This is a genomic window from Dellaglioa sp. CoH-56-MRSF-13 (assembly GCF_056782095.1).
Genome location: NZ_JBXAYC010000124.1, coordinates 1 through 317, shown reverse-complemented (window position 1 = coordinate 317; position 317 = coordinate 1). Strand labels below are relative to the sequence as shown.

The 317-nt window shown below is 72.2% G+C and carries 1 protein-coding gene; it reads left to right on the top strand.

Features of this window, described 5'->3' with window-relative positions; translation table 11 throughout:
• Positions 1–317, top strand: a 317-nt coding sequence (locus AC1RP1_RS08160; RefSeq protein WP_481762744.1) for a hypothetical protein, incomplete at both ends; no start/stop codon positions are given.

The window sequence follows — 317 nt, the reverse complement described above, 5'->3', positions numbered from 1 at the left end:
GAGCTGGTGGAGGCGCTGGTCGGTCACTTGCGGAAGTGGTCGGGCCGGCTGGAGCGGCAGTCGGTGGTCGCCAGGCAGGTGCTGAAGACCAACCTGGGGACGGCATCGTGGTCGGGCCTGGCGGCCGACGTGTTCTCGGATCGGTTGCGTGCGCTGACCGCCGCGGCCCTGAAAGCGGCCGAACAGCACAATGAGGGGGCGGTGGCGGCGACCAGGTGGGCGCTGGCGCTGGAGTACACCCAGCGCGAGGCGGGCGAAGCGCTGCAGGACGCCGAGCAAGCGTTGGCGGACCTGGAGGCGGCGCAGGCGTCGGTGGC